The 26,009-nt window shown below is 72.2% G+C and carries 27 protein-coding genes; 19 read left to right on the forward strand and 8 right to left on the reverse strand.

What is annotated here, in order from left to right:
• Positions 1–59 precede the first annotated feature (59 nt).
• From JOD65_RS05355 to JOD65_RS05365, 3 genes are read left to right on the forward strand one after another with little or no spacing between them, the layout of a single operon-like run.
• Positions 60–611 (forward strand): antibiotic biosynthesis monooxygenase, encoded by a 552-nt coding sequence (locus JOD65_RS05355; RefSeq protein ID WP_191193402.1) that lies wholly within the window; start codon positions 60–62, stop codon positions 609–611.
• 16 nt (positions 612–627) lie between these two features.
• The gene (locus JOD65_RS05360; RefSeq protein ID WP_191193401.1) at positions 628–1,521 is read left to right on the forward strand and encodes a phosphoribosylaminoimidazolesuccinocarboxamide synthase; all 894 of its coding nucleotides are present in this window, start codon (positions 628–630) and stop codon (positions 1,519–1,521) included.
• Positions 1,518–1,955 carry an SRPBCC family protein gene (locus JOD65_RS05365; protein WP_224747283.1) on the forward strand — a complete coding sequence of 146 codons (438 nt, stop codon included), beginning with the start codon at positions 1,518–1,520 and terminating at the stop codon, positions 1,953–1,955. The genes JOD65_RS05360 and JOD65_RS05365 overlap by 4 nt, the downstream gene beginning before the upstream one ends.
• Before the next feature lie 5 nt (positions 1,956–1,960).
• On the opposite strand, the gene JOD65_RS05370 is transcribed toward JOD65_RS05365, so the two are convergent.
• Positions 1,961–2,125 carry a hypothetical protein gene (locus tag JOD65_RS05370; protein ID WP_191193400.1) on the reverse strand — a complete coding sequence of 55 codons (165 nt, stop codon included), beginning with the start codon at positions 2,123–2,125 and terminating at the stop codon, positions 1,961–1,963.
• 259 nt (positions 2,126–2,384) lie between these two features.
• On the opposite strand from JOD65_RS05370, the gene JOD65_RS05375 reads away from it, so the two are divergent.
• From JOD65_RS05375 to JOD65_RS05395, 5 genes are all read left to right on the forward strand, one after another.
• Positions 2,385–3,950 (forward strand): long-chain-fatty-acid--CoA ligase, encoded by a 1,566-nt coding sequence (locus JOD65_RS05375; protein WP_191193399.1) that lies wholly within the window; start codon positions 2,385–2,387, stop codon positions 3,948–3,950.
• Complete coding sequence (locus JOD65_RS05380; protein WP_191193398.1) at positions 3,950–4,135, forward strand: hypothetical protein; 186 nt, start codon at positions 3,950–3,952, stop codon at positions 4,133–4,135. The genes JOD65_RS05375 and JOD65_RS05380 overlap by 1 nt, the downstream gene beginning before the upstream one ends.
• Positions 4,136–4,353: 218 nt before the next feature.
• Positions 4,354–4,638 carry a phosphoribosylformylglycinamidine synthase subunit PurS gene (purS, locus tag JOD65_RS05385; protein ID WP_191193397.1) on the forward strand — a complete coding sequence of 95 codons (285 nt, stop codon included), beginning with the start codon at positions 4,354–4,356 and terminating at the stop codon, positions 4,636–4,638.
• The gene (purQ, locus tag JOD65_RS05390; protein ID WP_191193396.1) at positions 4,635–5,303 is read left to right on the forward strand and encodes a phosphoribosylformylglycinamidine synthase subunit PurQ; all 669 of its coding nucleotides are present in this window, start codon (positions 4,635–4,637) and stop codon (positions 5,301–5,303) included. Before purS ends, purQ begins: the two co-directional genes overlap by 4 nt.
• The gene (locus JOD65_RS05395; protein ID WP_191193395.1) at positions 5,300–5,743 is read left to right on the forward strand and encodes a DUF3817 domain-containing protein; all 444 of its coding nucleotides are present in this window, start codon (positions 5,300–5,302) and stop codon (positions 5,741–5,743) included. Before purQ ends, JOD65_RS05395 begins: the two co-directional genes overlap by 4 nt.
• Positions 5,744–5,796: 53 nt before the next feature.
• Here JOD65_RS05395 and JOD65_RS05400 read toward each other — a convergent pair whose 3' ends face one another.
• The 3 genes from JOD65_RS05400 to JOD65_RS05410 all read right to left on the reverse strand — a co-directional run bounded on the left by JOD65_RS05400 (position 5,797) and on the right by JOD65_RS05410 (position 8,781).
• Positions 5,797–7,134, reverse strand: coding sequence for a glycoside hydrolase domain-containing protein (locus JOD65_RS05400; RefSeq protein ID WP_191193394.1), 1,338 nt, complete (start codon positions 7,132–7,134; stop codon positions 5,797–5,799).
• A gap of 162 nt (positions 7,135–7,296) precedes the next feature.
• Positions 7,297–7,692, reverse strand: coding sequence for a hypothetical protein (locus JOD65_RS05405; protein ID WP_191193393.1), 396 nt, complete (start codon positions 7,690–7,692; stop codon positions 7,297–7,299).
• 9 nt (positions 7,693–7,701) lie between these two features.
• The gene (locus JOD65_RS05410; protein WP_191193392.1) at positions 7,702–8,781 is read right to left on the reverse strand and encodes a type VII secretion target; all 1,080 of its coding nucleotides are present in this window, start codon (positions 8,779–8,781) and stop codon (positions 7,702–7,704) included.
• Positions 8,782–8,952: 171 nt separating this feature from the next.
• Here JOD65_RS05410 and JOD65_RS05415 point away from each other — a divergent pair, with 171 nt between their 5' ends.
• Both JOD65_RS05415 and JOD65_RS05420 read left to right on the forward strand, forming a co-directional pair.
• On the forward strand, positions 8,953–9,306 hold the full coding sequence (locus JOD65_RS05415) for a hypothetical protein (protein WP_191193391.1): 354 nt from the start codon (positions 8,953–8,955) through the stop codon (positions 9,304–9,306).
• 2 nt (positions 9,307–9,308) lie between these two features.
• Positions 9,309–10,532, forward strand: a complete 1,224-nt coding sequence (locus JOD65_RS05420) for a hypothetical protein (protein ID WP_191193390.1) — start codon at positions 9,309–9,311, stop codon at positions 10,530–10,532.
• 33 nt (positions 10,533–10,565) lie between these two features.
• Here JOD65_RS05420 and JOD65_RS05425 read toward each other — a convergent pair whose 3' ends face one another.
• The gene (locus tag JOD65_RS05425; protein ID WP_191193389.1) at positions 10,566–12,044 is read right to left on the reverse strand and encodes an MFS transporter; all 1,479 of its coding nucleotides are present in this window, start codon (positions 12,042–12,044) and stop codon (positions 10,566–10,568) included.
• 121 nt (positions 12,045–12,165) lie between these two features.
• On the opposite strand from JOD65_RS05425, the gene JOD65_RS05430 reads away from it, so the two are divergent.
• Positions 12,166–12,714 (forward strand): TetR/AcrR family transcriptional regulator, encoded by a 549-nt coding sequence (locus tag JOD65_RS05430; RefSeq protein WP_191193388.1) that lies wholly within the window; start codon positions 12,166–12,168, stop codon positions 12,712–12,714.
• Between the two features lie 155 nt (positions 12,715–12,869).
• Entirely contained in the window at positions 12,870–15,116 is a 2,247-nt protein-coding gene (gene purL / locus JOD65_RS05435; protein WP_204811428.1) for a phosphoribosylformylglycinamidine synthase subunit PurL, read from the forward strand.
• 103 nt (positions 15,117–15,219) lie between these two features.
• Here purL and JOD65_RS05440 read toward each other — a convergent pair whose 3' ends face one another.
• Both JOD65_RS05440 and JOD65_RS05445 read right to left on the reverse strand, forming a co-directional pair.
• Positions 15,220–15,966 (reverse strand): ABC transporter permease, encoded by a 747-nt coding sequence (locus JOD65_RS05440; RefSeq protein ID WP_191193386.1) that lies wholly within the window; start codon positions 15,964–15,966, stop codon positions 15,220–15,222.
• Positions 15,963–17,000, reverse strand: a complete 1,038-nt coding sequence (locus JOD65_RS05445) for an ATP-binding cassette domain-containing protein (RefSeq protein ID WP_191193385.1) — start codon at positions 16,998–17,000, stop codon at positions 15,963–15,965. Before JOD65_RS05445 ends, JOD65_RS05440 begins: the two co-directional genes overlap by 4 nt.
• Positions 17,001–17,062: 62 nt before the next feature.
• On the opposite strand from JOD65_RS05445, the gene JOD65_RS05450 reads away from it, so the two are divergent.
• Positions 17,063–18,010, forward strand: coding sequence for a helix-turn-helix transcriptional regulator (locus tag JOD65_RS05450; protein ID WP_204810963.1), 948 nt, complete (start codon positions 17,063–17,065; stop codon positions 18,008–18,010).
• A gap of 117 nt (positions 18,011–18,127) precedes the next feature.
• Here JOD65_RS05450 and JOD65_RS05455 read toward each other — a convergent pair whose 3' ends face one another.
• On the reverse strand, positions 18,128–19,384 hold the full coding sequence (locus JOD65_RS05455) for an MFS transporter (protein WP_191193384.1): 1,257 nt from the start codon (positions 19,382–19,384) through the stop codon (positions 18,128–18,130).
• Between the two features lie 68 nt (positions 19,385–19,452).
• On the opposite strand from JOD65_RS05455, the gene JOD65_RS05460 reads away from it, so the two are divergent.
• From JOD65_RS05460 to JOD65_RS05485, 6 genes are all read left to right on the forward strand, one after another.
• Positions 19,453–20,037, forward strand: a complete 585-nt coding sequence (locus tag JOD65_RS05460; protein WP_191193383.1) for an ArsR/SmtB family transcription factor — start codon at positions 19,453–19,455, stop codon at positions 20,035–20,037.
• The gene (locus JOD65_RS05465) at positions 20,034–20,867 is read left to right on the forward strand and encodes an alpha/beta hydrolase (RefSeq protein WP_204810964.1); all 834 of its coding nucleotides are present in this window, start codon (positions 20,034–20,036) and stop codon (positions 20,865–20,867) included. Before JOD65_RS05460 ends, JOD65_RS05465 begins: the two co-directional genes overlap by 4 nt.
• A gap of 101 nt (positions 20,868–20,968) precedes the next feature.
• Positions 20,969–21,301 carry a sterol carrier family protein gene (locus tag JOD65_RS05470; protein ID WP_191193382.1) on the forward strand — a complete coding sequence of 111 codons (333 nt, stop codon included), beginning with the start codon at positions 20,969–20,971 and terminating at the stop codon, positions 21,299–21,301.
• Between the two features lie 64 nt (positions 21,302–21,365).
• Positions 21,366–23,783 carry a phosphoketolase family protein gene (locus JOD65_RS05475; protein WP_191193381.1) on the forward strand — a complete coding sequence of 806 codons (2,418 nt, stop codon included), beginning with the start codon at positions 21,366–21,368 and terminating at the stop codon, positions 23,781–23,783.
• A gap of 10 nt (positions 23,784–23,793) precedes the next feature.
• Positions 23,794–24,600, forward strand: coding sequence for a GNAT family N-acetyltransferase (locus JOD65_RS05480; protein WP_191193380.1), 807 nt, complete (start codon positions 23,794–23,796; stop codon positions 24,598–24,600).
• A 23-nt stretch (positions 24,601–24,623) separates the two neighbouring features.
• Positions 24,624–25,973: a dipeptidase gene (locus JOD65_RS05485; RefSeq protein WP_191193379.1), complete on the forward strand. Its 1,350-nt coding sequence runs from the start codon at positions 24,624–24,626 to the stop codon at positions 25,971–25,973.
• The last annotated feature ends 36 nt before the right edge of the window (positions 25,974–26,009 follow it).

A 26,009-nucleotide genomic window follows, 5' to 3' on the forward strand; every position in this document is an offset into this window, starting at 1 on the left:
GGCCGGGATCTCGTCGCTCCCGGCTTCGCCCCGCGGCCACTGCGCCCGACACTGGAAGCATGAGCGCCCCCGTGACCGTGTCCGTCACCCGTCACGTCGACCCCTCCCGCACGACGGAGATGCTGGCGTGGGTGCAGGCCGGGACGTCGCTCGCGGAGAAGTTCGACGGCTTCCTCGGCTCCGGGTGGGTGCGGCCCAGCGAGGACTCGACCGAGTGGCACATGCTCTACCGCTTCTCCGACACCGACTCCCTCTCCTCGTGGGAGGCCTCCCCGCAGCGCGAGTGGTGGCTCGAGGCGGCGCACGGCAGCGTCGAGGAGCGGCGCCGCGAGCGGCGTACGGGCATCGAGGGGTGGTTCGACGAGCCCGCCACGGTCGAGGCGTTGAGCGCCGCTCCCGTCCCGCCGCCGCGGTGGAAGCAGATGGTCGTCATCTTCATGGTCTTCCTGCCGCTCAGCCTGCTCGCCAACTTCATCGCCTCGCGCACCATCTCGGGCTGGCCGCTGGTGCCGCGCGTGGTGCTGGTGACGTCGGTGATGACCCCGCTCATGACGTACGTCTTCCTGCCGTGGATGACGCGCCGGATGAGCTGGTGGCTGCACCGCGCGTGACGGCTAGGCTCGGCGCGTGGCCGAGCTGAACATTCCCGCAGCCCCTTTGATCGAGGGCACCACCCACCTCCATTCCGGCAAGGTCCGCGACCTCTACCGGGTCGACGCAGGCGAGCACGAGGGCCGGCTGCTGATGGTCGCCAGCGACCGCATCTCCGCCTACGACTTCGTCCTCGACACCACGATCCCCGACAAGGGCGAGATCCTCACCCGGATGTCGCTGTGGTGGTTCGACCAGCTCGCCGGACTGGTCGGCAACCATGTGGTCTCGACCGAGGTCCCCGCAGCCGTCGCCGGCCGCGCGGTGGTGTGCGAGCGGCTCGAGATGTTCCCCGTCGAGTGCGTGGCCCGTGGCTACCTCACGGGCTCCGGCCTGCTCGACTACGCCCGCACCGGCGAGGTCTGCGGCATCCCGCTCCCCGCCGGGCTGCAGGACGGCAGCCGGCTGCCCGAGCCGATCTTCACGCCCGCCACCAAGGCCGACCTCGGCGACCACGACGAGAACGTCGACTACGAGGCCGTCGTCGAGGCGATCGGTGACGACTCGGCCGCCGAGCTGCGGATGCTCACCATGGAGGTCTACGACAAGGCGCACGCGATCGCCCGCGAGCGCGGCATCATCCTGGCCGACACCAAGCTCGAGTTCGGCCGGCGACCGGACGGCACGACGATCCTCGCCGACGAGGTGCTCACCCCCGACAGCTCCCGCTTCTGGCCCGCCGACGAGTGGCAGCCCGGCCGCGCCCAGTCGTCGTACGACAAGCAGATCGTGCGGGACTGGCTCACCGGGGAGTCCGGCTGGGACCGCACGTCCGGCGACGCGCCGCCGCCGCTGCCCGAGGCCGTCGTCGACCGCACCCGGGCGCGCTACCTCGAGGCCTACGAGCTGCTGACCGGGGAGACGTTCTGACGTCGAGGCAGTTCACCGCGACCGTCGAGCTGCCGCACTCGGCGGAGCAGGCGTTCGCCTACCTCGTCGACCCGCGTCGCCGTCCCGAGTGGCAGTCGAGCCTGCTGTCGGTCGACGTGCCCGAGGACGAGGAGCCCCACCTGGGGCAGACCTGGACGGAGCTGACCGTGGTCGGCGTACGGCCGAGCCTGGAGGTCGTCGAGTTCGAGCCGTTCCGGTCGTGGGCCGAGCGCGGCGCGTGGCGCGGGGTCGAGGCGACGCTGCGGCTGCGCTTCATCGGCACCCGCGACGGCTGCCGTGTGGTCGGCGAGGGCGAGGTCTCCGGCTCGGGGTTGTACGCCGTCGCGGCGGGCAGCTCGGGGCTGCTGGCCAAGCGGGCGATCGCCGCCGACCTCCGCACCGCCGGTCACCGGATCGCGCAGCGCACCGACTGAGTCCCTCAGGCCGAGCGCGTCTTGTTGCGCAGGTTGATGAGCGTGACGAGCAGCCACGCGACGACCACCCCGGTGCCCGCGTGGAGGAGCATCGAGCGCAGCCAGAGGCCCCCGAGTGCCCCGTCGGTGTCGGCGAGCTCGTCGCTGCCCCCGGTGCGTCCGCCGAACACCACCGCCGGCTGCCCGTCGCCACGCCCCCGATGCGAGCCACCACACCAGCACCAGCAGGACGACGCCGAACGCCATCACGCCGAAGCGCCAGCCCGGCGACGTCGCCAGCGCCCCGAAGAAGCCCACCGCGACGAACGGGAGGAACACGACGGCGCCGACGATGACGATGGCCGTGCTGGCGAGAAAGTCCATGGCGGACGGTAAGTCCCGCAGTGCGACGCCGTCGACCGATCGACCACCCCTGAGTAGGTTGGCGCCATGCCGAACCTCTCCTCGCTGCTCGAAGGCTCCGCCGAGGCCCACCCGGACCGTACGGCCGTCGTGCTGGGCGGCACCCGCCTGACGTACGCCCAGGTCGACGCCGCCGCCAACCAGGTCGCCAACCTGCTGGTCTCGCGCGGCATCGAGCCGGGCGACAAGGTCGCGCTGAGCTGCCCGAACCTGCCGTACTTCCCGATCGTCTACTACGGCATCCTCAAGGCCGGGGCGACCGTCGTGCCGCTCAACGTGCTGCTCAAGGGACGCGAGGTCGCCTACCACCTCGACGACTCGGACGCGAAGGCGTACTTCTGCTTCCAGGGCACCCCGGAGCTGCCGATCGGCGCCGAGGGCCACGCCGGCTTCGAGCAGACCGACTCGTGCGAGCACTTCTTCGTGATCACTGCCGACCCGGCCGCGGACTCGCCGATCGAGGGCGCCGAGACGCTCGGCCAGGCGCTCAGGGGGCAGGCCCCGGTCTTCGAGGCGCGTGAGGTCGGCGCCGACGACACCGCCGTCATCCTCTACACGTCCGGCACCACCGGTCAGCCCAAGGGTGCCGAGCTGATGCACCGCAACATGATCAGCAACGCGCTCGCCAGCGACGCGCTCTTCGGGGCCGACGCCGACAACCCCGACACGCTGCTGTGCGTGCTGCCGCTGTTCCACTCCTTCGGCCAGACCGTGATCATGAACGCCGGCTTCGCCTTCGGCGGCACCGTGGTGCTGCTGCCGCGCTTCGAGGCCGGCCCGGCGCTGACGCTGATGGAGCAGGAGGGCGTGACGTTCTTCGCCGGCGTCCCGACGATGTACTGGGGCTTGCTCGGCGCGCTCGACGACTCCGGCGTCGACGTGAAGAAGGTCGCCGACCAGGTGCGGGTCGCGGTCGCGGGCGGGTCCGCGCTGCCGGTCGAGGTGCACCACGAGTTCGAGCGTCGCTTCGGCGTCACGATCCTGGAGGGCTACGGGCTCTCGGAGACCTCCCCGGTCGCGAGCTTCTCCGTCTGGGGCGAGCCCGTGCGGGTCGGCTCCATCGGCAAGCCGATCCCCGGTGTCGAGATGAAGCTGATCAGCTCCGAGCCCGGGGTGCGCGAGGACGTCGAGGACGCGGAGGACGTGATCGGCGAGATCGCGATCAAGGGCCCCAACATCATGAAGGGCTACTACGGTCGCCCCGACGCGACCGCCGAGGCGATCGTCGACGGCTGGTTCCGCTCCGGCGACCTCGGCCGCAAGGACGCCGACGGCTGGTACTACATCGTCGACCGGTCCAAGGACATGATCATCCGCGGCGGCTACAACGTGTACCCGCGCGAGATCGAGGAGGTCCTCCTCACGCACCCCGACGTCTCGCTCGCCGCCGTCATCGGCGTACCCCACGAGAGCCACGGCGAGGAGATCAAGGCCGTCGTCATCCGCAAGGACGGCGCCACGGTGACCGAGGACGAGCTCGTCGCGTGGGGCAAGGAGCAGATGGCGGGCTACAAGTACCCCCGCATCGTCGAGTTCGTCGACGCGCTCCCGATGACCGCGACCGGCAAGATCCTCAAGCGCGAGCTCGGCTGATGCGCGCCCTCGGCATCGCGCTCGGTGCGGTGATGGTGATCACCGGCGCCGTCTGGACCCTCCAGGGCCTCGGCTACCTCGAGGGCAGCCCGATGACCGACCAGAGCATCTGGGCGATCCTCGGACCCCTCGTCGCCGGCCTCGGGGTCGCCCTGGTGATCGTCGCCGCCCGCCGGCGGGAGTGAGGGGCTTGCGCGTGCACCATGAAGGCAGTTCGCGTCGATCGGCCCCGTTCTCACGCTCGGCGCCGGTGCTCATGGCCTGAACTGCCTGCACAGTGTTCGCGCGCGGGCGGATCGACACGTACCCGCTGCGTCCACCGTCACGCCCGCCGGGCGCGCCCGCGCGGCGGCTCCGTAGAATCGGCACCGCCCGTCCCACCCTGTCACCCAGGAGCATCCCCGTGGCCCGAGTCGTCGTCGACGTCATGCCCAAGCCCGAGATCCTCGACCCCCAGGGCAAGGCGGTGCTCGGTGCGCTGCCCCGGCTCGGGTTCGACCTCGTCACCGACGTCCGGCAGGGCAAGCGGTTCGAGCTCCAGGTCGACGGCGAGATCACCCCCGAGGTGCTCGCCCAGATCGAGGAGGTCGCCGGGACGCTGCTGTCCAACCCGGTGATCGAGGACTTCGAGGTCCACGTCGAGGAGCACTCGGTGGCCGAGGTCGCCCACGAGGCCGGTCGCGCATGAAGGTCGGTGTCGTCACCTTCCCCGGCTCGCTCGACGACGTCGATGCCCGCCGCGCCGTCACGATCGGCGGCAACGAGGCGGTCGCGCTGTGGCACGGCGACGACGACCTCAAGGGCGTCGACGCGATCGTGCTCCCCGGCGGCTTCTCCTACGGCGACTACCTCCGCTGCGGCGCCATCTCCCGCTTCGCCCCGGTGATGACGTCGGTGATCGAGGCGGCCGGCAAGGGCCTGCCCGTGCTCGGCATCTGCAACGGCTTCCAGATCCTCTGCGAGTCGCACCTGCTGCCGGGCGCGCTGATCCGCAACGACCACCGCAAGTTCGTCTGTCGTGACCAGCGGCTGCGCATCGAGCGTGTCGACACCCCGTGGACGTCGGCCTACGCCGAGGGTGCTGAGGTCACGATCGTGCTGAAGAACGGCGAGGGCGGCTTCGTCGCCGACGAGCCGACGCTCGACATGCTCGAGGGCGAGGGCCGGGTGGTCGCGCGCTACCTCGACGACAACCCCAACGGCTCGCTCCGTGACATCGCCGGCATCTCCAACGAGCGCGGCAACGTCGTCGGCCTCATGCCGCACCCCGAGCACGCGGTCGAGGACCTCACCGGTCCCGGCACCGACGGGCTCGGGTTCTTCACCTCCCTCGTCGAGAAGGCCTTTGCATGAGCCCGACCCGTCTCTACCGTCTCGTCGCACGCGCCGAGGCCGTCACCTGGGCGCTGCTGCTGACGGGCATGTTCCTCAAGTACGTCACCGAGACCACCGAGCTCGGCGTCCAGGTCTTCGGCATGGTCCACGGGGTCGTGTTCATCGCCTACTGCCTGGTGACCGCGCTCCTTTTCGTCGACCAGAAGTGGCCGGTCAGCCGGCTGGCGATGGGCCTCGGCGCTGCCGTGCCGCCGTTCGCGACGGTGCCCTTCGAGCGGTACGCCGAGCGCGCGGGGCTGCTGGGTGACTCCTGGCGCCTGCGCTCCGAGGCTCCGCACGGCCTCCTCGAGCGGCTCACCGGCTGGCTGGTCCGCCGACCGGCCCAGGGTGCGCTGGTAGGCCTCGTCGCCGTGGCCGGCCTGACGGGCGTCGCGCTCGTCGTCGGCCCGCCTGCCTGACGTCAGTGATCCCCGGTCAGCCGGGGATCACGAAAACGCGGCCACCCCTGGGGTCAGCGACCCTGCTGCAGCTTGTTCCAGGTCTGCCGCGTGGCGACGCCCGAGACGCCGATCTTCAGGCGTGACTGGTAGGTCCGCACGGCCGCCTCGGTCTTGGCGTCGAACACACCGGTCGCCCGGAAGCGCCCCGCGCCGGCCGCGTTGAGCGCCCGCTGGAGCCGGTGCACCGACTCGTCGACCGACCCGCGCTTGACCGTCGTACGGGCACCGGCGGCGAGCAGCGCCGTCCAGTGCCGCTTCTCGAAGGTGTTGCTCGGGGTGAACTTGCGGGCGGCCTGCCAGGCGCGCGCGCCGGCGATCGTGGCGGCGTCGTACGAGCCGTTGACCGGACCCGAGTAGGTGCCCTGCTCAGCGAGGAGGCACTGCAGCGCCTTGACGCGCGTGGACTTCGCGGAGGACGGCGAGAGCGCGGGGTACTTCCAGAAGCCGAGCCGGGTGCCGGGGCAACGCCCCTCCGGCCGCGGCTGGGAGCCGGCGCCGAGGTCGATGAAGTTGCTGTCGATGTTGATCGTGACGCCGCCCCACGTCTCGTTGTGGCCGCCGAGGTACTGCTTCATCCGACCGCCGGGACGCCAGCCGTCCTCCGGGATGTAGGTCGTGGAGGTGTTGGCGGCCCCGTCCCAGCGGGCGATCCAGATGCGGTCCGGCAGAGCGAACTGGCCGGGGCGCTGGGTGCGGGCGTCGTCGAGCATCTTGATGCCCGAGCTCGCGCTGGAGTAGAAGCCGGCGGTGTAGCCGAGCGCCTTGATCCGGGTGACCCACGCGGACGTGAAGACGAGCGCCGACTCGCGGCAGTGGGTGTTGGTGAGGTCGAAGCCCTCGAGGTCGTACCAGATCGTGCTGCCCGCGCCGATGCCGTACGTCGCTGCGTCGGCGGCGTTCTTGTCGGCCTCGGCCGCACCCTGCGCGGCCGCCGTGGCGTAGCCGCCGGTGGGGCTCGGCGAGATCTTGAAGTCGTCCTTGTAGCGCGGGAAGCGTGGCTGGCACGACGCCTGCGGTCCGAGGGCGATGGGCAGCAGTCGCCAGCCGCGGGCGACCTGGGCGGCGACCCAGGTGGGGCTGAGGTTGGGCTGGGTGCGGCAGGCGCGGGAGTCGCCGGAGATGTAGATGCCGACCGCGGTGAACGGTGACTTCTTCCACCACGCGTCCATCGCCGACTGGGTCGGCGCGACGCACTGGTCGAAGCCGTAGCCGGTGAAGTCGCCCGGGGTGGCGAGCGCGACCTGGCGCTGCGAGGCGAGCTTGCGGGCCTGCGGTGCGGGCTCGTCGGCGGTCGCGGTCGTCGACCCGACGAGCGGTGCGACGAGCACCAGCGCAAGGGCGGCCGTCACGGTCCGGACGAGCGTACGAGGTCGGGTCTGGCGGGCGCGGCGCATGGGTGACTCCAGGCAGGCGGGGAAGGGTGTGTCGCGGGGCAGGCGCACCCAGAGAACCACATGAGTCACACGCGTAACAGTCGTTCGGCAGAACTACAGATCTGTAGTTCGCCGTGGTCAGTCGGCGGTCGGCACGTCGTCGAGGAGGAAGTTGCCCTTGGCCTCTTCCTCCTCGACGAGCTCCTCGAACGCCAGCGCGATGTCGTCCTGGTGCTCCTCGACCATCCGCGTCAGGTGTCCCTGGAGCAGCGCGCCGTTGGAGGACTGGCCGGAGAAGACCTGTTCCCAGGTGTCCTCGCCGCCGCGGATCTTCTCCACGAGCGTCTTCATGTCCTCGCCGAGCTCGCCGGACTCGGCCTGCTCCTCGAGCGCCTGCTTCTCCTCATCGGTGAGCAGCGGGCGCGCGTTGAGCTGGTCGACGGTCGATCGGAGGTCGGCCAGGCTCGCGGTCAGGTCCTCGCGCGCCTCGCTGATCGCCGCCAGGATCTCCGCCTGGCTGCGGGGGTCGCTCATGGCGGGAGGCTATGCCAGAGAAGGTGCGACCGGCACGGGGCGCTGGCCGACCGTCGGGGTGGTGACGGTGCTCGGGTCGCGCGTGACGCTGCTCGGCGCGCCAGTGGAGACGGGGGCGCCGGGCGTCGAGACGGGCGCCTTGTCGCCGTCGAAGAAGCTCTTCACCGTCGTGATGAGCGACTTGACCTGCTGGAGGATGTTGATGAGCTTCATCAGCACCTTGTAGGCCTTCATCACCGCCTGGAAGGCCTGGAAGACGGCCTGCACGACGCGGGCCCAGCCGACGCCGGGGATGCTCATCGTCGCCAGCGCGGAGGAGACGGTCTGCACCGCCGCCTTCACGCACTGCACCACCGAGAGGGCGGTCTGCCAGGCGTCGCGGCAGATCTGCACGACGGTCTGGCCCATCTGGACGAGCTGGCCGGCCTGGGCGTCGAGCGAGCCGACCCACGTGACGATCTGCTTGACCGCCGCGTCGGACGCGCCGCCCTGCCACGTCTGCGAGATCGTCGAGCTCCCGCTCTCGAGGTTGGACGCGACGCCGCGCATCGACTGGCCGAGCGCGCCGAAGGACGAGCCCTGGGTCGACGCACCGACGACGTCGCCGCCGATCTTCTCCGCGAGCTCGGCGCGGATGTCGAAGCCGGTCAGCATCCGCACCAGGTCGCAGACGGTGTCGTACGGGAAGCCGAAGCTGATCTGGGGCAGGCTGCTCTCGGTGGGGCCGGCCCGCCGGATGGTGGTGTCGGCGACGTCCCAGAAGCGGCTCGACCCGTCGCGGCCGTCGACGCCGGCGGCGTTGTGGCGGCGTACGACGCCGTCCTCGGTGAGCGTGAAGTCGCGGGCAGTGGCCCGCAGCGCCTCGGCGTGGTCGCGCATCCCGGCGCCGTTGTCCTCCAGCGACTGGTGCACCGAGGGCAGCAGGGCGTTGTAGGCGCCCATCATGGTCTCGAGGATGGGGCCGAAGTCGGTCTGGACGAGCGCGTTGCCGCCGTTGCGGGCGATGCCGGAGAGGTCGTCGCCGGCGCGCTGGACCTGCGCGGACCAGGCGTCGAGCTCGGAGAGGTCGACGGTCATCACGGCGTTCATCGCGGCTCCTGGAGCGGGCGGGGGCGGGTCGTGCTCGATCGTCTTCCCCGAACGCGGCGCCGCGAAACCGGCCCTCCCGGAATGTTTGCCCACAGGTCGACAGCGACCGTGTTTGGCTCCCGCCGTCGGGGGTATTCCGCTGAGGTGAGCGCAAGCGGCAGACGATCCCTGATGCAGGTCGAGCCGGCCCGGCTGGTCGAGCTGGCGGGCTCGTCCGAGCGCGTCCTCGACGCGATGCGGCAGGACTGGGCGGACGCCGTCGAGGAGCTCGCCGAGGCGTGCGTGGCGCTCGGCGACGCGACCGGCACGGCCAACCTCGCAGCGTCGTACGCCGATGCGCTGGGCGACGCCGACGAGGTCCTGACCTCGCTCGCCGGCGCGCTCGAGCTGGGCGTCGCCGGGCTCGTCGACGCCGCTCGCGACGCCCTGCGCGCCGACGACACGGTCGCCGCCGAGCTCGAGCGCGCCACCCACCTGCTGGGCGAGGGGCCGTTCGGGATCATGCCGGGACCGGGAGGTCGCTGACCGTGCCGGCCAACCCGTGGGAGCTGCGCGCCGACGTCCGGCCGCTCGAGGCCGCCGCCCAGCGGTGGACCGAGGTCAGCGCGCTGGTGTCACGTCGCGGTGACGAGCTCGTCGACGCCGCGCGGCGCGCCACCGAGGGGTGGGACGCGGCGTCCGCCGAGAGCTACGAGCAGCACCGCAGGCAGGTGCTCGCCCACCTCGACCGCTTCACCTCTCTGGCCGACCGGATCGCCGACTGCCTCCGCGCGTCCGCCACGCTGATGACGTCGTCGCAGAAGGACCTCGACCGCGCCTGGACGACCGTCGCGGCGGTGCCGCACGAGGTGGTCGGGGAGTCGCGACACCTGGTCTTCAAGCCCTCCGAGGACGAGGACCGCGGCAAGGTCACCCGAGGCCAGGCCGAGACCGACGACATCCGCCACCGGCTCACGGTGGCGCTCGACCAGGAGAGCGCCCGGCTCCGGTCGGCCCGCGCCGAGCTGGTCACCGTGCGCACCGAGCTGCTGTCGCTCACCGGGGGCAGCTTCGCGGGGTTCGGCGGGCCCGGGGGAGAGGAGTCGGGAGTCGGCACGATCGCGCCTCCGTCCACCTCGGTGCCGGGCGCAGCCCAGACCGGCGTCTCCGCGCTGCCGCCGGTGGCCCCGATCTCGGTGTCCGTCCCCGACCTGACGGGACTCTCCGCGGCAGGGCTGACGTCGCAGTCCGCCGCCGCGGCGGGCGGACTGCTCGCCCGGCGCGGGGGCGGGACGAAGCGGCCGGTCACCGGCACGCCACCCACCGGCGGGATGGGCGCGGGCGGCATGGCCGCACGCGCCGGGTCCATGTCGCGCGGCATGGTGAGCGGTCGTGGCGGGCCGGCCCGGATGCAGACCCCGCGTCTGGAGCGCACGGCGTCGGAGGAGACGGCCGCCCGCGCCGCCCGGGAGAAGGAAGCGGTGCGCGAGGCCAAGCGTGCGGCCCTCGAGGAGAAGCGTGCCGAGCGCGCGGCCCGCAAGGCCGAGCGGGAGGCGGCGCGCGAGGCGGGGGTCCGCGCCGGCGGCAAGGAGTCGCGGCGGGACGACGAGCGCGAGGAGGCGGACGAGGCCGACGAACTGGCCGAGGTCGCCGTCCCGGAGGCGGGGGCCGACGCCGACGGCGAGCAGGCGGACGGCGGCGAGCGGCGTCAGGCCGTGCGGGTCGTCCACGAGCCGACCCCGGGCGGTCACGCGGAGGGGCCCCGCCGGTAGGCGCGCGGCCGACCCGGCGGGGCTCCTCCGAGGTCAGGCCGCCTCGGCGACGGCCTCCGGCTCACGCTCGTCGACCAGCTCCACGACCTGCGGCGCGGGCGCCCGGAGCAGCGCCGCCGTCACCAGCAGTGCCACCGCGGCGAAGCCGGCCGAGGTGAGGAAGGCCGCCTGCAGGCCGGGGACGAGCTGGCCGGGCACCGCGCCGGCGGCGTACACCGAGACGATGACGGCCACGCCGATCGCACTGCCGAGCTGCTGGGTGGTCTGCAGGAGACCGGACGCCGCTCCGGCGTGCTCGGGCTCCACCCCGGCGAGGACGGTGACCGTGATCGGCATGAACACCAGGCCGGTGGCCAGACCGGCGATCACCATCGGGCCGAAGACGGTGCCGAGGTAGGTGCCGTCCGCGCCCGCGGCGCTGAGCCAGGCGTAGCCGAGCGTGAGCGCGCCCGTGCCGGTCATCACCATCGCGCGCGGCCCCACCCTGCCGATGAGCCACGGAGTGACTCGCGACATCGCGAAGATGCCGAGGCTGAAGGGCAGGAAGGCGACGCCCGACATCAGCGGTCCGAAGCCGAGCACGGTCTGGGCGTACTGGACGACGAGGAAGAACATCGACAGGTTCGCGCCGACGACCAGTGCCATCGCGGCGAGGGCACCGACACGGCGCCGGTTGCGGACCAGGTGTGGCTGCACCATCGGGTGCGGGTGCCGGGTCTCGGTCCGGGCGAGCAGCAGGAGCAGCGCCGCGCCGAGGACGAAGCCGCCGATGGTGCGCGCCGAGCCCCAGCCGTGCTCGGGAGCTCCGATGAGGGCCCAGACGAGGGACACGGCGCCGACCGTCGCGCTCGCGGCGCCGACGAGGTCGAAGCGCCCGGGGCGACGCGCGGTCTCGTCGACGAACCGGCCCACGAGCAGCAGCACGGCGATGCCGAGGGGCACGTTGATGAAGAGCGTCCACCGCCACGACCCGACGTCGGTGAGCAGGCCGCCCAGGACGAGACCGATGGAGGCGCCGCCCGAGGAGACCGCGCCGAAGAGCGCGAGGGCGCGGTTGCGTGCCGCCTCGTCGGGTGCGCTCGTGGTCAGGAGGGCCAGCACGCTCGGTGCGGCCAGGGCTGCACCGACGCCCTGGAGCGCGCGGGTCGCCACGAGCTGGTCAGGTGTCTGGGCGAGTCCGCCGAGCGCGGAGGCGACCGTGAAGACGGCGAGCCCGACCTCGAAGGTACGACGGCGGCCGAGGACGTCGCCGAGGCGCCCGCCGAGGAGCAGGAGCCCGCCGAAGGCGAGCGTGTAGGCGTTGAGGACCCACGACAGGGACGCGGGGCCGAAGGCGAGGTCGGCGTCGATGCGCGGGAGCGCGACGTTCACGACCGTGGCGTCGAGCACGATCATCAGCTGGGCGACCAGGACGATCGCGATGCCGGCTGCGGCGCGACCGGCCTGCGGTGGCAGGTCGGTCGGGAGCTCGTGCCGGGATCCCTGGGGGAGCAGGGAGGTGGTGGATGACATGAGGTGCAGTCCTGTTCTGACTCTGTGGAGCCGAGGTACAGTAGATCCGGAGGATGACTCCGCTTCCTGAACGACAATACGGAGACTGTCTCCGTTTAGCAAGACCGAAAGGGAAAGCTCCGTGCGTGCCGACGCCCAGCGCAACCGTGACCGCATCGTCGAGGTGGCCCGACAGGTGTTCCGCGAGCAGGGCTACGACGCGTCCCTCGACCTCATCGCCAAGCAGTCCGGTGTGGGGCCGGGCACGCTCTACCGGCACTTCCCGACCCGTGACGACCTCATCGACGCGGTCATGCAGGCCTGGGTCGACCACGTGCAGGACACGGCCGACAAGGCGCTCGCCCACGAGGGAGCGCCACGCGACCTCCTCCTCAACTGGTTCGAGGAGTACGTCCGGCTGATCAGCGTGCACAAGGGCGGCCCGGCCAAGATCACCGGAGCCATGGGCGACGAGAGCTCGCCGATCCGCAGCAAGTGCGAGGTGCTGCAGGCGGCGAGCGGACGGGTGCTCGACGAGCTGCGGGCGGAGGGCGCCGTACGCGAGGACGTCACACCCCTCCAGGTCGCGCGCCTCGTCGGCGGCGTCGCCACCGTCGCCGACACCTCCGGCCTCGAGGTCGCGACCGTGCGTCCGATGCTCGAGGTCATCGCCGACGGGCTGCTGACCTGACCTCGGGGCCGGTCGCGACCTGGTGGACCGGCGGCCGACCTGGTCCGCGGCGCCGGTAGATTGGCGCCGTGCCCGACACGAGCGCCGCCCCGCAGTCCCGCCCCGCCACGAACGCCAGTCTCACGACGTCCGGCGCGACCGGCACCCTCGACACAGTGGCCCTGGCGGCCACCGACGCCGAGCGCGAGCAGCCGTGGGCCGACCTCGGCCTCAAGGCCGACGAATACGCCCGGATCCGCGAGATCCTGGGCCGTCGTCCGACGAGCTCCGAGCTCGCGATGTACAGCGTGATGTGGAGCGAGCACTGCTCGTACAAGTCCACCAAGGTGCACCTCAAGCAGTTCGGCGAGATCCCGCAGGAGACGCCGGTCGGCAAGATGCTCGCCGGCATCGGCGAGAACGCCGGCGTGCTCGACATCGGTCAGGGCTACGCCGTGACGTTCAAGGTCGAGAGCCACAACCACCCGTCGTTCGTCGAGCCCTACCAGGGCGCGGCCACCGGCGTCGGCGGCATCGTCCGCGACATCCTCGCGATGGGCGCCCGCCCGGTCGCGGTGATGGACCCGCTCCGCTTCGGCCCGCTCGACGCCCCCGACACCGCGCGCGTGCTGCCCGGGATCGTGGCCGGCGTCGGCGGCTACGGCAACTGCCTCGGCCTGCCCAACATCGGCGGCGAGGCCGTCTTCGACGAGACCTACGCCGGCAACCCGCTGGTCAACGCGCTCTGCGTGGGCGTGCTCCGCCACGAGGACCTCCACCTCGCCAACGCGACCGGCACCGGCAACCAGGTCGTGCTCTACGGCGCGCGCACCGGTGGCGACGGCATCGGCGGTGTCTCCGTGCTCGCCAGCGAGACCTTCGACGAGACCGGCCCGGCCAAGCGGCCGAGCGTGCAGGTCGGCGACCCGTTCATGGAGAAGCTGCTCATCGAGTGCACGCTCGAGCTCTTCGCGGCCGGCGTGATCGCCGGCATCCAGGACCTCGGCGGCGCCGGGCTCTCGTGCGCCACCTCCGAGCTCGCCTCGGCCGGCGACGGCGGCATGCACGTCGAGCTCGACCGCGTGCCCCTGCGCGACTCCACCCTTGCTCCCGAGGAGATCCTCATGAGCGAGTCGCAGGAGCGGATGATGGCGGTCGTCGAGCCCGACGACGTCGACGCGTTCATGGCGATCTGCGAGAAGTGGGACGTCGAGGCCGTCGTCGTCGGTGAGGTGACCGACTCCGGCCGCCTGCACATCGACTGGCACGGCGAGCGCGTCGTCGACGTACCCCCGCGGTCCGTCGCACACGACGGCCCGACCTACCAGCGGCCGTTCGCCCGCCCCTCCTGGCAGGACGCCCTCCAGGCCGACGGTGCCGAGTCGCTGTCCCGTCCGTCGTCCGGCGCCGAGCTGCGCGACACCCTGCTCCAGCTCGTCGCCTCGCCCAACCTCTGCGACAAGTCGTGGATCACCGACCAGTACGACCGCTACGTGCAGGGCAACACCGTCCTCGCCCAGCCGGCCGACTCCGGCATGGTGCGCGTCGACCCCGACACCAACCTCGGCGTCTCGGTGTCCACCGACTGCAACGGTCGCTTCGCCAAGCTCGACCCCTACACCGGCGCGCAGCTCGCGCTGGCCGAGTCCTACCGCAACGTCGCCACCGGCGGCGCCCGCCCGCTCGCCGTCTCCGACTGCCTCAACTTCGGCTCGCCCGAGGACCCGGACGTGATGTGGCAGTTCGCCGAGGCGTGCCGCGGACTCAAGGACGCCTGCCTCGAGCTCGGCATCCCGGTCACCGGCGGCAACGTCAGCCTCTACAACCAGACCGGCGAGACGGCGATCCTGCCGACCCCGGTCGTGGCGGTCCTCGGCGTCATCGACGACGTCACGCGTCGTACGCCGACCGGCTTCGGCGCCGCGGGGGAGCGGGTGTTCCTGCTCGGCGAGACCCGGGACGAGCTCTCCGGCTCCGAGTGGGCGCACGTCGTGCACGGCCACCTCGGCGGGATGCCGCCGGCGCTCGACCTCGCGGCCGAGCAGGCGCTCGCCGCGCTGCTGCAGGACGCCGCTCGCGACGGCGTCGTCACCAGCGCCCACGACCTCTCCGACGGAGGCCTGGCCCAGGCGCTCGCCGAGTCGACGTTCTCCCGCGACATCGGCGTTGCCGTGTCGCTGGCCTCGGTGGCTGACGACGCGTTCGTGGCGCTCTTCTCCGAGTCCACCGCCCGCGCGCTGGTGACGGTGACCGACGAGCAGGCCGACGCACTGGTCGCGCTGGCACAGCAGCACGGCGTGCCCGTCACGCCGATCGGGCGCACCGGCGGCGACGCGATCTCGGTCGAGGGTGCCTTCGACCTCCCCGTCGCCGAGGCCAAGGCGGCCTGGCGCGCGACCCTTCCGGCGGCCCTCGGCTCCTGAAGCTCTGGAGGGACTTCGCACCCGAGTCTCCCGCCTTGCACCCGAGATCTGGGGTGCCCAGTGGGAAAGTCCCCGGATATCCGGGGACTTTCCCGCAGGAGCGTCAGTTCGAGCGACGCATCGCCCGCACCCCGACGACGAGCCCGAGGGCCGCGACGACCCCGGCGCCGAGCACGCCCTGCAGGACGACGTCGGCCGGGAAGGTGCCGGCGAAGAGCGCGCGCGTCGCGTCGACGACGTACGTCATCGGGTTGAGCATCGAGATGACCTCGAGCCAGCGCGGCGCCCCGTCGACCGGCAGCAGCACGCCGGCGGTCAGGAGGGTCGGGAACAGCAGCGTCTGCTGGATCGTCCAGAACATCCAGTCCTGGCCCTTCGACGCGAGCGCCAGCGCGAACGACAGCGCGCCGACCCCGACGCTGAAGACCGACAGCACCAGCGTGGCCACGAGCACCCCGCCCAGGTGCAGGTCGAAGGCGAACGGCGTGACGACCGCGACGATGATCGCGACCTGCATCAACATCGGCACGACCTCCTTCAGTGCGCGGCCGACCAGCAGCGCCGGGCGGCCCAGCGGCGAGACCAGCTGCCGCTCGTGCGAGCCGGACTGCATCTCCTCCATCAGGTTGGCTCCGGTGAACGACGCCCCCATCAGCGCGGTCATCGCGACGATGCCCGGCACGAACCACTGCAGCGCCGAGCCGTCGGCCATCTCGGGGAGCAGCGGCGCGAAGAGGCCGAGGAAGACCAGCGGCTGGATCATCGCGAAGACCACCGCCATCGGCTCGCGCCACACGGGCTTGAGCTCGCGGTTCATCACGTTCCAGGTGTCGGCGACGAAGGTGCTCATGCTGCGACCTCGCTCTCGGTCTCGGTGGTGGTGGAGGTGGTGGATCCGGTGGTGTCGGTGGACTGGGTCTCGCGCAGGCTGCGACCGGTGAGGTCGAGGAAGACGTCGTCGAGCGTGGGTCGCGCGACCTCCACCCGCGTCGGGGGTACGCCGTCCGCGGCCAGGTCGGCGAGCAGCTCACCGACCATCGCGGAGCCGTCCATGACCCGCAGGTCGAGCGAGGAGCCGTCGACCTCGACGCGGGAGTCGGGCACCCGCTCCAGCCGGGCGGCGGCCCGGGCGGAGTCGCCCGGCGAGCCGAAGCCGAGCCGGACCAGGTCGCCGAGCCCGCTCTTGAGCCGGGCCGCGGTGTCGTCGGCGATCACCCGGCCGTGGTCGACGACCACGACGCGACCGGCGAGGGCGTCGGCCTCCTCGAGGTAGTGCGTGGTGAGCACGACGGTGCTGCCGCTCTCGGCGTGGAGCCGCCGGATCAGCTCCTGGAGGTTGGCGCGGTTCTGCGGGTCGAGGCCGGTGGAGGGCTCGTCGAGGAAGAGCACCCGCGGCAGGTGGACCAGCCCCATCGCGATGTCGAGCCGGCGGCGCTGGCCGCCGGAGAGGGAGGAGACCTTGCGGTCGGCGACGGCGGTGAGGTCGAGGTCCTCGACCAGCTCGGCGGCGCGGCGCCGCGCGTCGGCGCGGGACAGGCCGTGGGCACGGCCCTGGCTGATCAGCTCGTCGCGGCCGAGCTGGCGGTGCCCGGCGCCGTTGCCCTGCCCGACGAAGCCGATCGCCCGGCGTACGTCGCGCTGGGCGCTGACGACGTCGTGGCCGGCGACGCTCGCCGAGCCCGAGGTGGGGGCGATCAGGGTGGTCAGCATGCGCAGGGTCGTCGACTTCCCTGCCCCGTTGGGTCCGAGGAAGGCGACCAGCTCGCCCTGCCCGATCTCGAGGTCGAGGCCCTGCACGGCCTCGACCGTCTGCTTGCGCGAGGTGAAGTGGCGGGTCAGGCCACGCGTCACGATCGCCGGTCCGGTGTGGTGGTGGTAGGTCATGTCCCCGACGCTAGGGAGCAATGCGGTCAGTTCTTGTCCGCATTGCCATCTAATCTGGATCCATGAGCACGAGCGAGCGGATGTTGCGGCTGCTGTCCCTGCTCCAGACCCACCGCTACTGGCCGGGCCCGGAGCTGTCGGACCGACTCGAGGTGAGCCCCCGCACGCTCCGTCGCGACGTCGACCGGCTGCGCGACCTCGGCTACACCGTGGACGCCGTGCGGGGCGCTGCCGGCGGCTACCAGCTGCGCGCCGGCGGCTCGCTCCCGCCGCTGCTGCTCGAGGACGAGGAGGCCGTCGCGATCGCCGTCGGCCTGCGCACCGCGGCGGTCGGCGCGGTCGGAGGGACCGACGACCGGTCGGTGCAGGCGCTGTCCAAGGTGCTGTCCCTGATGCCGCCGCGGCTGCGTCGCCAGATGGACGCCGTCGCGTCCCAGACCGACGCCCCCGGCCCGTGGGAGGGCGCACCCGTCGTCGACGCGACGGTGCTGACGACGTTGGCGCAGGCCTGCCGCGACAGCGAGCTGCTCCGCTTCGACTACACCGCCCGTGAGGCCGAGGTGAGCCATCGCCGCGTCGAGCCGCTGCGACTCGTCTCCCTCGGCCGCCGGTGGTACCTCGTGGCCTGGGACCGCGACCGGACGGACTGGCGCAGCTTCCGGCTGGACCGGGTCACCGACCCCGAGCCGACCGGCCAGCGCTTCCGCCCGCGCGAGCTCCCGGCCGACGACGCCCTCGCGTTCGTGCATCAGGGCATCCGCCGGATGCCCCAGCGCCACGCCGTACGCGTCCGGCTCGCGATGCCGGCCGAGGACCTCGCCGCGCAGGTGGGCCGCTGGGGGACCGTCAGCGCGGACGGCACCGGCTGCGTGCTCGAGATGAACGTCGACGACCTCGACTGGCCGGTGATGGTGCTGGCCGGCTCAGGTGCGGACTTCGTCGTCGAGTCGCCGCCCGAGCTGGCGGACAAGGTCGCCGAGGTCGGCGCCCGCTTCTCGCGGGTGGGTTGAGGAGGGCGCCACGACCGGCGCGGACCGACGTACTGTGCACCCGAGTCTCCCGCTTCGCGACCCAGATCTGGTGTGACAAGCGGGAGAGTCACCGGATATCCGGTGACTCCAGCCGGGTCAGGCGGCCAACACGGGCTCGGGCGCCGACTCCTCGTGGGTGGCCCACTCCGAAGGACGGGGCACCGACCGGATCGACCGGCTCGAGGTGAGCAGCACGGCCAGCAGCGCGGACGCCACGACCAGAGCGGTGATCGCGGTGGCGCCGCCCTGGTGCTCGAGCAGGTAGCCGCCGAGCAGCGGTGCCAGCGGCATCACCGACATCGACGTGAACTGGCTGGTCGAGCCGATCCGGCCCTGCAGGTGGGCCGGGGTGACGGCCATCCGGTAGGAGCTGATGCCGGCGTTGGCGACCGGGCTGAGCAGCAGCAGGAAGAACGTGCACGCGCACGCGGTCCACACGCTCGACGACACCGTGAGCGGCACGAGGGGCAGGCAGCACATCCAGCCGATGAGGACGGTCAGGCGACCGGTCGGCATCCGGTGGATCAGGCTCGGTGCCAGCGCCGCGCCGAGGATGCCGCCGAGGCCCGCGGCCATCGAGACCAGGCCGATCTGGGCGGCGGGCACGCCCTCGGCGATCATGCGCAGGAGGACGACGAAGAAGATCGCGTTGGTCACCAGGTTGGACAGTGAGGCCCAGAGCATCAAGGTGCGGAAGAACGGGCGCTGCCAGATGAACCGGAAGCCCTCGCCGAGCTGTCGGCGCAGCGGCTCGCGCCGACGGTGCGGTGCTGACAGGTCGGTGCGCACGCGACTGACCGTCGCGCACGCGACCGCGAAGGTGATCGCGTCGACGGCGAACGGCAGCCACCGCGTGACGGCGTACAACGCACCCCCGAGCGGTCCGCCGAGCAGCGAGGCGACGTGCTGGCGGGCCTGGTTCTGGCTGAGGGCGGTCGGCAGGTCGTCGGTGGCGACGACCGACCGGATCGCCGAGAGCTGCGCGGGGTTGAAGGCTCCGGCCGCCACGCCAGCGACCAGCGCGACCACGACGAGGTGCGGGAGCGTGAGGCTGCCGGTCGCCCCTGCGACCGCGAGCGAGGTGTACGCCGCACAGCCGGTGGCGCTGGACACGAGCATGATCCGCTTGCGGTCGACGCGGTCGGCGAGCACGCCGGCCGGCAGCAGGGTGGCGCACAGGCCGCCGAGATAGGCGGCCTCGACCATGGCGGCGGTGAGCGCCGAGCCGCTGAGGGCGTAGGCGATGAGGGGGAAGGCGAACATCGACAGCGCGCTGCCGAGCTCGCTCACGGTGTCGCCGATCCAGAGCACGGTGAAGTCGCGGTTCTTCGAGAGCTGTCGGTATCCGGGCATGTCCGCACCATATGTTGCGCACGTGATGTTGCGCAATAGTGCGTGCGCAATTCCGCTAGGGTGGTCGCATGCCCGAGCCGCAACCGTTGAGCGACCCCCGCGTCCTGCGTGCCATCGCGCACCCGGTGCGCACCCGGATCCTCGAAGAGCTCTCCGCGTCGGGACCTGTCCGAGCTGCCGACGTGGCCCGCGAGCTCGGCATCCCGGCCAACCAGGCGAGCTTCCACCTGCGCCAGCTCGCGAAGTACGGCCTGGTCGAGGAGGCCCCCGAGGAGGCCCGCGACAAGCGCGACCGGGTCTGGCGGGCGACCGCGCGCGAGGGCTTCACGGTCAACCTCAAGCAGCTCGCGGACGTCCCCGGTGGCCGGGCTGCGGTCGACGTGTTCCGCGCCAGCCAGCTCGCCCGTCTGCACGGAGTCATCGACCGCACCTTCAGGATGGACCGGCCCGAGGGCAGTGGCGTCTTCGCGACCTCCGACCACGCCCTCAAGCTCACCGACGACGAGGCGAACGAGCTCCGGCAGGAGATCGACGACCTCGTCGACTCGTGGGCCGAGCGCACCCGGGGCCGCGACCCCGGGCGTCGCACCTACCTCCTGCTGCAGGTCGTGCAGCCCTACCCGGACGGCGACGAGGACGGCGAGCGGGAGTGAGGCTCTCCCGCCGGATGGCGATCGCCGCCACCGGCGCCCTCGGCGTGGCGCCTGCCCTCGCGGCCTGCTCGGACGACCCGTCGGGCAGGGTGGGGGACGTGGCGGACGCAACGGGCACCGAGCGGATCACCTACGGCGACGACCCGAGCCAGTGGGTCGACCTCCACGTCCCCGAGGGCGCCAGCCGGGGGTTGGTCGTCGTCCTCCACGGCGGGTTCTGGAAGGCGCAGTACGGCGCTGACTACGGCGCTCCGCTCGCCGAGGACCTGGTGGCGCGCGGCTGGACGGCGGCCAACGTGGAGTACCGCCGGGTCGGCAACGGCGGCGGCTTCCCTGCGACCCTCGACGACGTCCACGCCGCGATCGGTGCGGTCGCCGCCGACGCCACCGGGCCGGTCGTCACGCTGGGCCACTCGGCAGGCGGGCACCTCGCCACCTGGGCGGGCGCGCGGCTGCGCCTCGATCGCTGGGCCGACGGCCCGGCCCTCACCCACGTCGTCAGCCAGGCCGGGGTGCTCGACCTGCGGGCGGCGGTCGCGGACGACCTCGGGGACGGGGCCGCGCTGGCCTTCCTCGGCGACCCCGACGCAGCGACGTACGAGCAGGCCGACCCGCTCACCCAGGTGCCCCTCGACGTCCCAGTCTGGGCGGTGCACGCCCGCGACGACGACACCGTCCCGTTCAGCCAGGCCGAGACCTACGTCGACGCCGCGACCGCCGCGGGCGCCGAGGCCACGCTCGTCGAGGTCACCGGCGGCCACTTCGGCGTGATCGAGACCGACAGCGCCGCGTGGGCGGCGTGCATGGAGGTCCTCGACTCGATCGGGTGAGGCACCAGGAAGGCAGTTCGCACGCCGGCGTCGAACGGCCACGCCCAGCGAGCACCGACCTGGCGCGAACTGCCTTCCTGGTGTCGGTCTAGCCTCGGGGCGTGCCTGCCCGACTCAAGGTCCTCACCCCCGACCAGCTCGCGACGGCCCACGCCGACGGTGACACCCGGGCGCTGGTCAAGCACTACCTCGCGCGCCTCGAGGTGCTCGCCCCCGGACGGTCGGTCGAGGTCCGGGTGCCGCCCTTCGCCGCCGTCCAGGTCGTGCCCGGCGTGCGGCACACCCGAGGCACCCCGCCGGCCGTCGTGGAGACCGACGGCGAGACCTGGCTGGCCCTCGCCACGGGTCGTACGACGTGGAGCGAGGCGGTCGACGCAGGGCTGGTCGTCGCGAGCGGCGAGCGCACCGACCTCTCGGCGTACCTCCCGCTCTAGGCCCGGACGGGCAAGACCCGGGACAGGTGATGTTCACCGGCGCCGGATTCCGGTACCAAGGAGCATGGCGTCCCTCACCGATGACCAGGTCCGCGAGCTCGACCTCTGGTTCCGTGCGGCCAACTATCTCTCCGTCGGGCAGATCTACCTGCTCGACAACCCTCTCCTCGAGCGCCCGCTCGAGCGCGAGGACATCAAGCCCAGGCTGCTCGGCCACTGGGGCACCACGCCGGGCCTCAACCTGGTCTGGACGCACCTCAACCGGCTGATCCGCGAGCGCGACGTCGACGCGATCATCCTGTGCGGACCGGGCCACGGCGGGCCGGCTGCCGTGGCCAACGCGTGGCTCGAGGGCACGTACTCGGAGGTGTACCCCGCGATCGGCGACGACCGCGACGGGATGTCGAGGCTGTTCCGCCAGTTCTCCTTCCCCGGCGGCATCCCGAGCCACGTCGCCCCGGAGACCCCCGGCTCCATCCACGAGGGCGGCGAGCTCGGCTACGTGCTGTCGCACGCCTACGGCGCCGCGATGGACAACCCCGACCTCGTCGTGACCGCGGTGGTCGGCGACGGCGAGTTCGAGACCGGCCCGCTGGCCGCGAGCTGGCACGGCAACAAGTTCGTCGACCCGGTCAACGACGGTGCGGTGCTGCCGATCCTGGCCCTCAACGGCTGGAAGATCGCCAACCCGACCATCCCGGCCCGGATCCCGCGCGAGGAGCTCGAGAGCCTGCTGCGCGGCTACGGCCACCACGTGATCACCGTGGAGGGCGACGACCCCGCCGACGTGCACCGGCAGATGGCCGCGGCGCTCGACGAGGCCCACGACATGATCCGCGAGACCTGGCGCGCCGCCCGGGAGGACGGCGACCTGGAGCGCCGGCCGTGGCCGATGATCCTGCTCGTCACGCCGAAGGGGTGGACCGGCCCGGCGGAGGTCGACGGCAAGCCGGTCGAGGGCACGTGGCGGGCCCACCAGGTGCCGCTGGCCGGGACCCGGGACAACGACGAGCACCGCGCGCAGCTCGAGGAGTGGCTGCGCTCGTACGCCCCCGACGAGCTCTTCGGCGACGACGGCCGGCCGGTGGAGGCGGTACGCCGGCAGGCGCCGGCCGGCACCCGGCGGATGAGCGCCAACCCGCACGCCAACGGCGGCCTGCTCAAGCGGCCGCTGCGCCTGCCCGACTGGCGGGAGAGCGCCGTCGAGGTGGTGCGGCCGGGAGCGTCCATCCACGAGCCGACCCGCGTGCTGGGCCAGTGGCTCGTCGGGGTCGTCCGCGACAACGACACGAACTTCCGCATCTTCGGGCCCGACGAGACCGCGTCCAACCGACTGGACGCGGTCTACGAGGTGACCGACAAGGTCTGGGCGGGCGAGCTCACCGACGTCGACGAGCACCTCGCCCGGTCCGGTCGGGTGGTGGAGATCCTCTCCGAGCACACCTGCCAGGGCTGGCTCGAGGGCTACCTCCTCACCGGGCGGCACGGGCTCTTCAGCTGCTACGAGGCCTTCATCCACCTCGTCGACTCGATGCTCAACCAGCACGCCAAGTGGCTCAAGACCACTCGCGAGATCGGGTGGCGTCCGCGCATCGCGAGCCTCAACTACCTGCTGAGCTCGCACGTGTGGCGCCAGGACCACAACGGCTTCTCCCACCAGGACCCCGGCTTCATCGACCACGTGCTCAACAAGAAGGCCGAGGTCGTGCGCGTCTACCTGCCGCCGGACGCCAACACCCTGCTGTCCACGATGGCCCACTGCCTGCAGAGCGAGCACTACGTCAACGTCGTGGTGTCCGGCAAGCAGCCGAGCTTCGACTGGCTCGACGCCCAGCAGGCCGACCTGCACTGCGCCCGCGGCCTCGGCATCTGGGACTGGGCCTCGAACGACGACGGGGATCCCGACGTGGTGGTGGCGGCAGCGGGCGACGTACCCACCCTGGAGGCGCTCGCCGCGGTGTCCCTGCTGCGCGAGCACCTGCCCGAGCTGCGGGTGCGCTTCGTCAACGTCGTCGACCTGATGCGGCTCCAGGACGAGCGCGAGCACCCGCACGGCCTGGGCGACCGGGAGTTCGACGCCGTCTTCACCACCGACAAGCCGGTGGTCTTCGCCTACCACGGCTATCCCTGGCTGATCCACCGGTTGACCTACCGGCGCACCAACCACGACAACCTTCACGTTCGCGGCTACAAGGAGGAGGGCACGACGACCACGCCGTTCGACATGGTGATGATGAACGACACCGACCGCTACCACCTGGTGATGGACGTCATCGACCGCGTGCCCGACCTCGGGCCGCGCGCCGCCGCCGTCCGCCAGCTGATGGTCGACACACGGCGTCGGGCCCGTCAGTGGACGCGCGACCACGGCGACGACCTCCCCGAGGTGCGCGACTGGCAGTGGGACGCCGGGGCCGATCCGGAGCGCGGTGATTCGCCCTCCACGACGGCCGACCCCGACACGGGCGCCGACAACCTCTAGCGTGCGCCCCATGAATGTGACCTCGCTCGGCTTCCGCACCGACCTCGCCCTGCTGACCGCCTCCGGCAGTGTCGTGGAGGACCGCGGCACCCACCTCGTGGTCCGTACGCCGGACAACCCGACGTACTACTGGGGCAACTTCATCCTCCTCGCCGGGCCGCCCGTGCCCGGCGGTGAGCGGGAGGTGGTGGGCGCCTTCCACACCGAGTTCCCCGAGGCCGGCCACGTCAGCATCGGCATCGACACCCCCGACCTCACCCCCGAGGCACGCGCGGCCTTCGAGGCGGCCGGGCTCGTGGTCGACGTGGCGTCAGTTCTCACCGCCTCCGAGCTGAAGCCTCCCCGCGAGGTCGAGGGCGAGGTCCGGGCGCTGGAGTCCGAGGCCGACTGGGAGAGCCGGGCGCGGCTGAGTGTCGCGATCGAGGAGCGCGACGACGAGGAGTCGCACATGCGCTTCGCTCGCGGGCGCAACGTGCAGGAGCAGTCCCTGGTCGCAGCCGGTCGCGGCACCCGGTTCGGCGTCCTCGTCGACGGAGAGGTCGTCAGCACCGCTGCTGTCTTCACCACCGAAGACGGGGTCGCGCGCTTCCAGAGCGTGGAGACGCACCTCCAGCACCGGCGCAAGGGACTGGCCGCTGCCGCCGTGCACGCGGCGGGTCGCTACGCCCTCGAGCACCTCGGCGCGCGGACGCTCGTGATCGTCGCGGACGACGACGGCGAGGCCATCGGCATCTACCGCCGGCTCGGCTTCGCCGACACCGAGCGCCAGCTGATGCTGGAGCGGCGCCACGGCGACCGGGCGTCTCTCGACGGGTGAACGAGGGGACCTAGGGTGTCGGGATGACTGTCGACATCTCTGCCCGCCTCGCCGAGGTCATGCCCGGCATCCGCCGTGACCTCGAGGACCTCGTCCGCATCCAGTCCGTGTCCGCCGACCCGGCCCGCGCCGGCGAGGTCGAGCGCAGCGCCGAGGCCACTCGCGACCTGTTCGCGGCGGAGGGCTTCGAGTGCGAGATCGTGCGCGCCCACGACGGCGCGCCGCCCGCCGTGATCGCGAAGAAGGCCGGCCCCGAGGGCGCCCCGACGGTTCTGCTCTACGCCCACCACGACGTCCAGCCCGAGAACGACCACGCCGACTGGGACTCCCCGCCGTGGGAGCCCACCGAGCGCGGCGACCGGCTGTACGGCCGCGGCGCGGCCGACGACAAGGCCGGCATCGCCGCCCACCTCGGCGCGGTCCGGGTCTTCGGCGACGACCTGCCGGTCAACCTGGTGATGTTCATCGAGGGCGAGGAGGAGGTCGGTTCCGACACCCTCGTCGAGCTGCTCGAGGCCAACAAGGAGCGCCTCGCCGCCGACGTCATCGTCATCGCCGACTCCGGCAACTGGGACATCGGCGAGCCCGCCCTCACCACGTCGCTGCGCGGCCTGGTCCGGATGGACGTCGAGATCCGCACACTGACCCACGCCGTCCACAGTGGCATGTGGGGCGGCCTCGTCCCCGACTCGATCATGACGCTGAGCCGGGTCATCGCCTCGCTCAACGACGACGCCGGCAACGTCGCGGTGGAGGGCCTCCACGCCGGCCCCGCCGCCGACGTGGAGTACCCCGAGGCCCGCCTCCGCGCCGAGTCCGGCGCCGCCGAGGGCATCGAGTGGATCGGCTCCGGCTCGGTCGTCGAGCGCCTGTGGACCAAGCCGTCGATCAGCATCACCGGCCTCGACGCCCCCAAGGTCGAGGGCGCCTCCAACACCCTCGTCCCCGCCGCCCGCTGCCGCATCAGCATGCGGATCGCCCCCGGCGACACGACCGCCAACGCCGTCCAGTGCCTCCAGGCCCACCTCGAGAAGCACACCCCCTGGGGCGCGACCCTCACGACGACCGTCGTCGACACCGGTGAGGCGACGCAGATCGACGCCAGCGGTCCGGCGTACGACGCCGCGCGCGCTGCGTTCGCCGAGGCCTGGGACGGCACCGCCCCGGTCGACATGGGCGTCGGCGGCTCGATCCCCTTCATCGCCGAGTTCCTCGAGACGTTCCCGCAGGCCAGCGTGCTGGTCACCGGCGTCGAGGACCCCGACACCCGCGCCCACGGCGCCAACGAGGGACTCCACCTCGCCGAGTTCGAGAAGGTCGTCAAGGCCGAGGCGCTCCTGCTCCGCAACCTCGGGGAGCTGCCCCGAGGCTGACCGTCCAGTGAGCGGTGGCCCACCCACGTCCCGAAG

This window comes from Nocardioides cavernae, assembly GCF_016907475.1.
GTDB lineage: Bacteria > Actinomycetota > Actinomycetes > Propionibacteriales > Nocardioidaceae > Nocardioides > Nocardioides cavernae.

Coding starts and splice junctions, on each gene's coding strand:
- JOD65_RS05375 (WP_191193399.1), top strand. CDS start 2,385: ATGCCGAACCTCTCCTCGCTGCTCGAAGGCTCCGCCGAGGCCCACCCG.
- JOD65_RS05460 (WP_191193383.1), top strand. CDS start 19,453: ATGCCCGAGCCGCAACCGTTGAGCGACCCCCGCGTCCTGCGTGCCATC.
- JOD65_RS05475 (WP_191193381.1), top strand. CDS start 21,366: ATGGCGTCCCTCACCGATGACCAGGTCCGCGAGCTCGACCTCTGGTTC.
- JOD65_RS05455 (WP_191193384.1), bottom strand. CDS start 19,384: ATGCCCGGATACCGACAGCTCTCGAAGAACCGCGACTTCACCGTGCTC.
- JOD65_RS05485 (WP_191193379.1), top strand. CDS start 24,624: ATGACTGTCGACATCTCTGCCCGCCTCGCCGAGGTCATGCCCGGCATC.
- JOD65_RS05450 (WP_204810963.1), top strand. CDS start 17,063: ATGAGCACGAGCGAGCGGATGTTGCGGCTGCTGTCCCTGCTCCAGACC.
- JOD65_RS05425 (WP_191193389.1), bottom strand. CDS start 12,044: ATGTCATCCACCACCTCCCTGCTCCCCCAGGGATCCCGGCACGAGCTC.
- JOD65_RS05395 (WP_191193395.1), top strand. CDS start 5,300: ATGAGCCCGACCCGTCTCTACCGTCTCGTCGCACGCGCCGAGGCCGTC.
- purQ (WP_191193396.1), top strand. CDS start 4,635: ATGAAGGTCGGTGTCGTCACCTTCCCCGGCTCGCTCGACGACGTCGAT.
- JOD65_RS05355 (WP_191193402.1), top strand. CDS start 60: ATGAGCGCCCCCGTGACCGTGTCCGTCACCCGTCACGTCGACCCCTCC.
- JOD65_RS05445 (WP_191193385.1), bottom strand. CDS start 17,000: ATGACCTACCACCACCACACCGGACCGGCGATCGTGACGCGTGGCCTG.
- JOD65_RS05440 (WP_191193386.1), bottom strand. CDS start 15,966: ATGAGCACCTTCGTCGCCGACACCTGGAACGTGATGAACCGCGAGCTC.
- JOD65_RS05410 (WP_191193392.1), bottom strand. CDS start 8,781: ATGAACGCCGTGATGACCGTCGACCTCTCCGAGCTCGACGCCTGGTCC.
- JOD65_RS05405 (WP_191193393.1), bottom strand. CDS start 7,692: ATGAGCGACCCCCGCAGCCAGGCGGAGATCCTGGCGGCGATCAGCGAG.
- JOD65_RS05380 (WP_191193398.1), top strand. CDS start 3,950: ATGCGCGCCCTCGGCATCGCGCTCGGTGCGGTGATGGTGATCACCGGC.
- JOD65_RS05480 (WP_191193380.1), top strand. CDS start 23,794: ATGAATGTGACCTCGCTCGGCTTCCGCACCGACCTCGCCCTGCTGACC.
- JOD65_RS05415 (WP_191193391.1), top strand. CDS start 8,953: ATGCAGGTCGAGCCGGCCCGGCTGGTCGAGCTGGCGGGCTCGTCCGAG.